Origin of the sequence: Microbispora catharanthi (assembly GCF_006334915.2) — a bacterium.
GTDB lineage: Bacteria > Actinomycetota > Actinomycetes > Streptosporangiales > Streptosporangiaceae > Microbispora > Microbispora catharanthi.
Window position 1 is genome coordinate 1 of the sequence record NZ_VDMA02000055.1, and the last position, 7,736, is coordinate 7,736.

A 7,736-nucleotide genomic window follows, 5' to 3' on the forward strand; every position below is an offset into this window, starting at 1 on the left:
TCGCGCCGGAGGAGAAGCCGCTGACCACGATGCGTGCCGGGTCGACGTTGTAGCGCTGCCGGGTGTAGGCGACCATCGCCATGATGCCGGTGGAGTCGCTGCCGCCGTCGCGCTTGAGCGCGGCGGGGGTGGACACGTCGAAGCATGATCCGCTGCGGGTGGCCTCGGGGACCACGATGATGTAGCCGTAGCGGTCGGCGGCGGTGACGTAGTCGTGCCCGTTGCCGTTGAAGATGGCGCTGGCCGATCCGCTGCAGTAGTGGACCAGGACCAGCAGCGCCGGTCGTGCCGCGACCCTGTCGGGCACGTAGAGGTACATGTTCAGGTTCGTCGGGTTGGTGCCGAAATTGGTTACCCGGGTCAGCGACGCCGCCGCGGCGGGCCGGACCCCGAGGAACATACCCGCCACCACCAGAGGCAAGGCGACGGCCGCCAGTATCGCTCTGAGTCGTTGTTTCACGCTATTTCCTCATGAGTTGGGTCTGGGAGTGAGCCGTCCGGCAGACTCCGTAATGGACGTGGCCGTGGTCGCCTTCGGCGAAGGCGACCACGGCGGGAACCTCACCGTCAGACGCGGGTCCACTTCTGGTTGTTCTGGCCGTTGCAGGTCCAGATTTGGAGCTTGACGCCGTTGGCCGTCGAGTAGTTGGGGACGTCCAGGCACTTGTTCGCGCCGACCGCCGTGATGGTGCCGTCGGAGTTGAAGCGCCACTGCTGGTTGTTCTGGCCGTTGCAGTCCCAGATGATCACGCTGGTGCCGTCGGCGGTGCCGCCGCCGTTCACATCGAGGCATTTGCCGCCGTAGACCCGCAGCTCACCGGCACTTGTCTGCGTCCACTGCTGGTTGCTCTGCCCGTTGCAGTCCCAGATCTGCACCTGGGTGCCGTTGACCTGCGAGACGCCGGTGACGTCCAGGCAGCGGCCCGACCCCACCCCCCGGATGGCGCTTGCGGAGGAGGTCGGCGTCGCGCTGGGGGTGCCGCCGCCGGACTGGCCGATGCTGCCGGGGACCGACTGGAGCGCCGCGTACCAGGCGGCGGCCATCTTGTCGTAGCCGTTCGCGGTGGGGTGGATGCCGTCGATCAGGTCGGCGGTGGTCAGCTTGCTGTGCATGTCGACCAGGTGGACGTGCTTGCCGCTGTCGGCCTTGGACTGCACGATGCCGGGGATCGCCGCGTTGAAGGTGCGGGCGGCGGCCTCCTGGCCGGAGTTCGACAGCGGGATGATGGTCGCGACGAACACCTCGGCGTTCGGCGCCGCCGCGGTGATGTGGTCGATCAGCGTGGACAGCCGCTGCGGCGCGCCGGACACGTTGTAGTTCTGCAACACGTCGTTGGTGCCGATGTGCAGCAACACCGTGCGGGGGGTGTAGTTGCGCAGCCAGCCGGTGATGTTGGCGTCGATCTGGTCGATCCGCCACCCGGGGTGTCCCTCGTGGTCGTGGTCGCCCAGGCTGGCGGGCCCGTTGTACTGCGACCCGACGAAGTCGATCGTGTAGCGGCCCGCGGCCAGGCGCTGCCACAACCCGATCCGGTAGCCGCCGGGCACCTGCGTGCCCTCGGTGATCGAGTCGCCCAGCGGCATCACCCGCACCCCGCCGTTCGACTCCGCGAGGGCGACCCCCGTGCCCACCAGCGTGCCCGTCACCGCCACGACCACGGCCAGCAGCGCCGCGGTCGACCAACGTCTCCACGTACGCGCGGTCAACCCGCCATTCGCCGGAAGGTGATGCGACCGGTTCGGCCTATGGCGGAACCCCGGCCCACTTCCGCCGAGCCGGCTGCGAGAGGTGACTACGGCGCCGACCCGGCGCAGAAAGCATGCGATCTTCATGGATACTCCTGGGAGAGTGCGGGACAGAAGCGTGTGCTGTTGTCGCTCCTTGGGATCCGGCCAGTTTGTTAGCGCTAACACCGCTGCTCGCGAGGCGGGGCCCGGCGTAGGTGGTGGTGCGGCGGAGCAAATACGACGCGCCGATCCGCGTCAAGGCTCCCGACTCTCTCCGGCCGGACCCCGGTCCGCCGGAGCGCCTCATCTGCTGCGACGAGGGCGGGCCCGATCGCTGCGGAGTGCGGGAGCTGAAACTTTCACGACAACGACCTGGCAGAGATGAGCCGATCGAGCCTCTCTGTCAGGGCTGACGAAATCTCACGCCGAAGGATCGGAAGAAACACCAGCTGAAAGCCAGATCATCTCTGCGGGTATGGGAAACGATCTGCCCTCGGCGTCGACATGTCTCGTGGCGGTCTGCTGGGCCGGTCGCGGGCGGCAAAGACCGCCGCCGCGGCGCGGCGGGCGCGGGCTTACGTTCAGCCCGTCAGGAACGGTGATCCCGGGCGCGGGCGGGCCCGGTCGTGCCACGCAGGGAGATGGGCGGCGCGACCAGGAGATGGCCGTGCGGGGTGGTGGGATCGGCGATCAGCCGGATGAGCATCTCGACGGCGCGGGCACCGAGCTCATCCGCGGGGACGTCGGCGGCCGTGAGCGGAGGGTGCAGGTTCTCCGCCCAGTGCCGTGCGGAGACGCCGGCGATGGAGAAGTCGCCGGGCACGACCAGGCCCGCCTGGGCGAGCGCGTGGTACATCCCGGGGGTGGCGGCCTCGTTGATGGTGGCGATCGCGGTCAGGCCGGGATGCTCCTCGAGGAGCCGCTCGACGCAGGACACCCCCGATTGGGCGTCGTCGGCACAGCACGTCTGCACGCCGTCGAGACGACGCTCTGCCATCGCGCGAGTGAAACCGGCCTGGGCGCGGTGGCCTGGGCCATACCCGGCGGCCACCAGCTCCTCCGAGCGGTTGACCAGGGCGATGCGGCGATGGCCGAGGTCGGCCAGGTGATGCACACAGTTGGCGATCAGCTTCTCGTAGTCGATGTCCACCCAGGACATCTCCTCGGGGCGGCTGGTGCGGCCGATGCCGACGAAGGGCAGCCCGGCCTGCCGCAGGCGGGTGACCCGGTCGTCCTCCAGCCGTATCTCCATGACGATGACGCCGTCCACGCGTCTGCCGCCGACCACGCGCTCGAACGACCGGTCGTGCTCGCCCCCGGATGGCGACAACAGGACGTCCAGGTCGGCGTGTGCGGCGGCGTCGACGACGCTGGCCACGAAGCCGAGTTGCATGTCGGTCAGGCGGCGGCTGGCGGGAGGGATGACCAGGCCGATGGTGTGGGTCCTGCCCTCCTTGAGCGCCTTGGCGGCGGCGTTGGGCCGGTAGCCCAGTTCGTCGATGACCGCTTGGATGCGCCGGCGGGTCTCCTCCGACACCGGACGCTTGCCGCTGAGGGCGTACGAGACGGTGCTGCGCGCCACACCCGACCGCTTGGCGATCTCCCCGATATTCACCGGCGCTCCTCACCTGATCCGACCGATATGCACATCGTAAGTCGAATCGAGCGCATGGGATGACGGCCGCGGCGCATACGGCGGTCCGCTCGACCCCGGTGACGTGCGCGGTGTGTGGGTCACCGCTCCTGCGAACCGGTTCGATCCCAGGGGGAGACGATCGCGTCGCGCGGGGCCGCGAGGCCGGACGCCGGTCGGACGTGTGACGCACGTCCGACCGGCGTGGCGGTCATGGGTGAAGCGGGCCGGCGTCGCCGGTCACCCGATCAGCTTCGGGTCCACTTCTGGCTGGTCGTGCCGGTGCAGGACCACAGCTGGACCTTCGTGCCGTTCGAGGTGCCGAAGTTGCTCGCCTCCAGGCACAGGCCGGACTGCACGCCGGTGACGGTGCCGTCGGCGTTGACGTTCCACTGCTGGTTGGCTTGGCCGTTGCAGTCCCAGATGATCGCCCGGGTGCCGTTCGCGGTTCCCGCGGCCTCGGCGTCGAGGCACTTGTTGCCGTACACCTGCAGCTGCCGGGAGGAGGTGTACGTCCACTGCTGGTTGGTCTGGCCGTTGCAGTCCCACAGCTGGAGCTGTGTGCCGTTCGTCTGCGACAGGTTCGGCACGTCGAGGCAGCGGCCGGCGTTGACGTTGCGCAACGCCGACGTCGACGGCGTGCTGCTCGGAGAGGGTGACGGTGACGGTGACGGTGACGGAGTCGAGCCGCCGGGGGGCAGGAGGGTGATGGTGAAGGTGTCGTCGACGGTGGTGTGCGGGAGGTTGACCGTGGTGGCGTTGCCGGACAGGGTCGCCACGGTGTTTTGGACGGTGACCGGACCGGTGACGGCGCCGCCGTTGTTGTAGGGGATGCGTTCGACCAGGACGCGGACCTGGTTGTTCTGCACGATGTCGGTGGTGGTGTCCAGGCGCTGCAGGTTGACGGCGATGTTGCCGGTGGTGCGGCCGCCGCCGATGAGGATTTTGGCGGTTCCGCTTGTCTTGGTGGCGAAGGCGTCGTAGTTGGAGCTGGGGGTGACCGAGGCGATCTGCCCGGTCTGGGAGCCGTAGAAGCGGTAGACCCACCATTCGCCCTTGGGCTGGTATTGGCCGGAGGAGTTGTGGGTGAGGAGGTTGGCCAGGTCGTTGTGCAGGTTGCTCCCGCCGGCCCAGTTGGCGCGCAGGCCGTCGGCCCCGGCCCGCTCCAGCCGGGCGATGTACCAGGCGCCGTCGGCGGGGTTCTGCTCGTTGGAGGCGCCGTATTCGTTGATCTGGTAGGGGCGGGGGTGGGCGATGCCCCGCGAATCGAGAGTGGTGTTGGCGGTGGCCGCGTTGGCCACCGGGTCGCCGGGCAGGGAGTGCCAGCTGACGATGTCGGGCACGAGGTTGTTGGCCTTGACGTAGTCGAGGTACTGGGTCCACCAGCCGCCGGTGGACGGTACGCCCGCGAAGCTGGGGCCCACGATCAGGTGGGAGGGGAACGCGGCGCGGATGCGCTGGTAGGCGCGTTTCCACATCTCGAAGTACTGCGACTGGGGGCGGTTCCAGAACAGGGTGATGTTGGGCTCGTTCCACAGGTCCCACTGGACCGGTGCGCCGGTGGCCCGCACGTCGTCGATCAGGCGGGTGAGGAAGGCGTCGTAGTCGCTCCAGTTGCCGTTGTCGCCCGGGAAGCGCGAGATCGGGTAGCCGTCGGCGCCCCACAGGTCATGCACCAGCAGCACGAACTGCCCGCCCAGCGACCGGGTGCGCAGCAGCTGGGCGCGGGTGGCGTTCCACCGCCGGTCGTACTTGCCCGACACCCAGCCGCCGGGGCTGTCGAGCTGCGCGCCGCCGGCGCGCATGTACCGGAACTTCACATCGGTGAAGTAGTTGTCCGGCGGATTGGCACCGTTCTCCGTCATGCCGTAGATCCACCCCGACGCCCGATACGTCGGGGAACCACCCGCGACCGAGAAGTCGACGGTGATGGACTCGTCCGCGGCCTGGGCCGGCACTGCCGTGCTGAGGACGGACCCGGCGACGAGCGCCGCGGCGGACAAGAGGGCGGCCAGACCACGGCGGCGCCTATGCCGCCAACTGAATGCGATGTTCACTCATGACTCCTTCGACGGGGGGTGGGAGATCGCAGGACGAGCCGGGGCGTTGTCCTGGAACCTGGGGTGTTGCCGTCTGGCGGTCGGGTGAAGCGAAAAGGCGGTCTCAACGCAGGCGACGCAATCGAATCGATTCGCAGACAGGGTAGATTTAGGCAGGAAGGCATGTCAATCACATGTGTCCGGTGTATGAAGGACATGTGTCCGACACTCGCACCTGTGGGGATTCTTCGGACTGAGCCCCGAACCTCCAGCTCAGAGACGTGTCTCGAACCGATTCGCCACGTGGCTTCCCCACCTCCGGGCGTATCGGTGGCCGTGTTCCGGCCGCCGGCTCATCGGTCGTGCGTGATGAAGTCGCCGGCGGCGCGCATGGCGGCGACGAGCCGGTGTCCTGGGTAATCGGCGAGCCGAGGGAAATCCCTGCGGTGGTGGCAGGCCCAGTAGCTCGCCACGCGCTGCTGAATGAGGGCGAGGAACCGGGGATTGTCGGCGAGGAAACGGCCGTAGGCCTGGTGAGTGGGGGAGCCGGGGGTGCCGAGGTCGCCGAGTGCGCTGTCGATGTCGGCCACGATCTCCAGGACGTATTCCCCGACGAGGTGAACGACGTAGGGGAGGGCCCATGGCTCGAGGCTGCCGATGATCTGTGCGAGGTGGTGCTGACGCACCGACGCTCCGCCATCGGTAGCGGGCGTCGGGCGGGTTCTTCTTGTTTCCGCTGCCGTCCCGTTCCTCGACGAGGGTGAAGCCGTGCCGTTCGTAGAAGCGGCGGGCGCCGGTGTTCTGCTGGAACACGTGCAGGTCGAGCATACGGGGGCGCGCCTTCTTGGCCTGGCCGAGCAGCGCGGTGCCGATGCTGCGCCCCTGAGCGGCTGGCGTGACGGACAGGTGGTCCAGCCGGTCGCCCTGGAGGCAGGCGAAGCCCACGACCTGACCGTTTAGCTCGGCGACCCACACCGGTGAGGCCGGGAGCATGACGTCGCGATCCAGGCCCGGGTCTCCTCGTCGGAGCTGACCTCCAGGATGTCCAGGGCGCGGACGAGCGCGACCTCATCGCTGCGCACGTCGCCGGCACGGCTGGTGATGAAGTCCCAGGTCGCGCGGCGCCCCAGCGGCATGTGATGCCCGACCGCGCGGCGCAGGGCGACGTACCGATAGCGGTGGGGCAGAGTGCGGTCACGTACGCGCTGTGCGTGGACGCCGTGGCTGGCCTGCTCCGCGGGGGCCGCCTCGTCCACACCGTGCGGCAGCGCGATCTGCTCGGACACGCCCACACCGTGCCACAGACGCTCTCACCCACGCATCCGGTTATGCCGTCGCGGTTTCAGGTTCGCCAGGCGATGCGGCGCGTCTGTCGAGGTCCTGGACCCACTTGACCGCGACCGCCGCGACCTGGATCAGCTCGGTGCGCAGGCGGTCGGGGTCGTCCTCGGCGAACGCTTCGAGCACCTCTTCGTGCAGGATGTGCCGCCAGGTCAGCCGGCCTTCGGCGGCGGAGTCGGCCACGGCCCGCTTGGCGAGGTCGGCCTCGGACGCGTACGCGGGCCCGGTGCCGTCGGGGTGTTCCTGCAGGCCCCACATCGCGTCCTGAGCCGCTCGCTCCGCTGCCACGTCGGTCAGCACTCGGTTCAGAGAACCGGGCAGGCCGTAATCGCCGGGCTGCGTCATCGTGTCGGTGTCCTTTCCTTGGACGGTGGTCCGGATGCGGTCAGTCGAATCGACCGCCTGACCACTGTGCACGGTGGTGACGGCGCCGAGCAGCAGGATGAGGAACGCAAACACGGTCCGGTCGCGCTGCTGTCGCAGAGCGGCGCCAGCTCCAGCGCGATGCTCGGCTTCGCGTCGATGGTCGGCGTCGGGATGTCCTAGACGACGAGCACACGAAGGCCGTCGCCGTGTTCATGGAGACCATCCGTGACCCCGGGACGTTCCGGCGTGCCGCCCGCCGGGCGGCGGAGCCCGGCAAGGCGATCGTCGTACTCAAGGCGGGCAGCAGCGAGTTGTCCGTACGGACCGCGGCGGCGCACACCGGCGCGCTCGTCGGCGACGACGCGACGATCGACGCGGTGTTCAAGGACCTCGGGATCATCGGGTCGACTCGATCGAGGATATGCTCATCACCGCCGGCGCCGCGGCGGCGCTGGGCCGTCTGGCACGTCGCGCCGTCAGTCAGCGGACTTCGAGACAGGTCCTAGAAGGCCACTGAAGATCTTGCGTTCTGGCCTCGTTCTTCCCGGCATGAGGCCACAGTGGCTCATGTGCAGGGTGAGTGGGCTGGGGAGCTGGTCGGGCCGGATGTGTGGCAAACCTGCCGGGAG

Annotated in this window: 9 protein-coding genes and 1 pseudogene; 2 read left to right on the forward strand and 8 right to left on the reverse strand. The window is 68.8% G+C overall.

Translation table 11 applies throughout. The features are described from left to right. The 8 genes and pseudogenes from FH610_RS42345 to FH610_RS42375 all read right to left on the reverse strand — a co-directional run. Positions 1–460 (reverse strand): CE1 family esterase (locus FH610_RS42345; RefSeq protein WP_276607741.1); only part of this gene is annotated, 460 nt, incomplete at its 3' end. A 107-nt stretch (positions 461–567) separates the two neighbouring features. Further along, positions 568–1,707 (reverse strand): lectin, encoded by a 1,140-nt coding sequence (locus FH610_RS42350; RefSeq protein ID WP_240809533.1) that lies wholly within the window; start codon positions 1,705–1,707, stop codon positions 568–570. Positions 1,708–2,317: 610 nt separating this feature from the next. After that, complete coding sequence (locus tag FH610_RS42355; RefSeq protein WP_139580885.1) at positions 2,318–3,343, reverse strand: LacI family DNA-binding transcriptional regulator; 1,026 nt, start codon at positions 3,341–3,343, stop codon at positions 2,318–2,320. A 266-nt stretch (positions 3,344–3,609) separates the two neighbouring features. Next, positions 3,610–5,418, reverse strand: a complete 1,809-nt coding sequence (locus FH610_RS42360) for an RICIN domain-containing protein (RefSeq protein ID WP_139580886.1) — start codon at positions 5,416–5,418, stop codon at positions 3,610–3,612. Positions 5,419–5,753: 335 nt separating this feature from the next. Continuing rightward, complete coding sequence (locus FH610_RS45000) at positions 5,754–6,086, reverse strand: hypothetical protein (RefSeq protein ID WP_240809534.1); 333 nt, start codon at positions 6,084–6,086, stop codon at positions 5,754–5,756. A 121-nt stretch (positions 6,087–6,207) separates the two neighbouring features. Further along, a pseudogene (locus FH610_RS45810) lies at positions 6,208–6,393 on the reverse strand (GNAT family N-acetyltransferase); the annotation flags it as partial. Next, positions 6,357–6,686 (reverse strand): hypothetical protein, encoded by a 330-nt coding sequence (locus FH610_RS42370; RefSeq protein ID WP_139580888.1) that lies wholly within the window; start codon positions 6,684–6,686, stop codon positions 6,357–6,359. The gene FH610_RS42370 and the pseudogene FH610_RS45810, both read right to left, overlap by 37 nt. A gap of 40 nt (positions 6,687–6,726) precedes the next feature. Then, entirely contained in the window at positions 6,727–7,086 is a 360-nt protein-coding gene (locus FH610_RS42375) for a hypothetical protein (RefSeq protein WP_139580889.1), read from the reverse strand. A gap of 66 nt (positions 7,087–7,152) precedes the next feature. On the opposite strand from FH610_RS42375, the gene FH610_RS45430 reads away from it, so the two are divergent. Further along, on the forward strand, positions 7,153–7,287 hold the full coding sequence (locus FH610_RS45430) for a hypothetical protein (RefSeq protein WP_276607742.1): 135 nt from the start codon (positions 7,153–7,155) through the stop codon (positions 7,285–7,287). 32 nt (positions 7,288–7,319) lie between these two features. Beyond that, positions 7,320–7,613: a hypothetical protein gene (locus FH610_RS42380; protein WP_240809536.1), complete on the forward strand. Its 294-nt coding sequence runs from the start codon at positions 7,320–7,322 to the stop codon at positions 7,611–7,613. Positions 7,614–7,736: the final 123 nt, after the last annotated feature.

Excerpts from the sequence above, each read along its gene's own strand:
- FH610_RS42375 (WP_139580889.1), bottom strand. The coding sequence starts at position 7,086 with ATGACGCAGCCCGGCGATTACGGCCTGCCCGGTTCTCTGAACCGAGTG.
- FH610_RS42380 (WP_240809536.1), top strand. The coding sequence starts at position 7,320 with ATGGAGACCATCCGTGACCCCGGGACGTTCCGGCGTGCCGCCCGCCGG.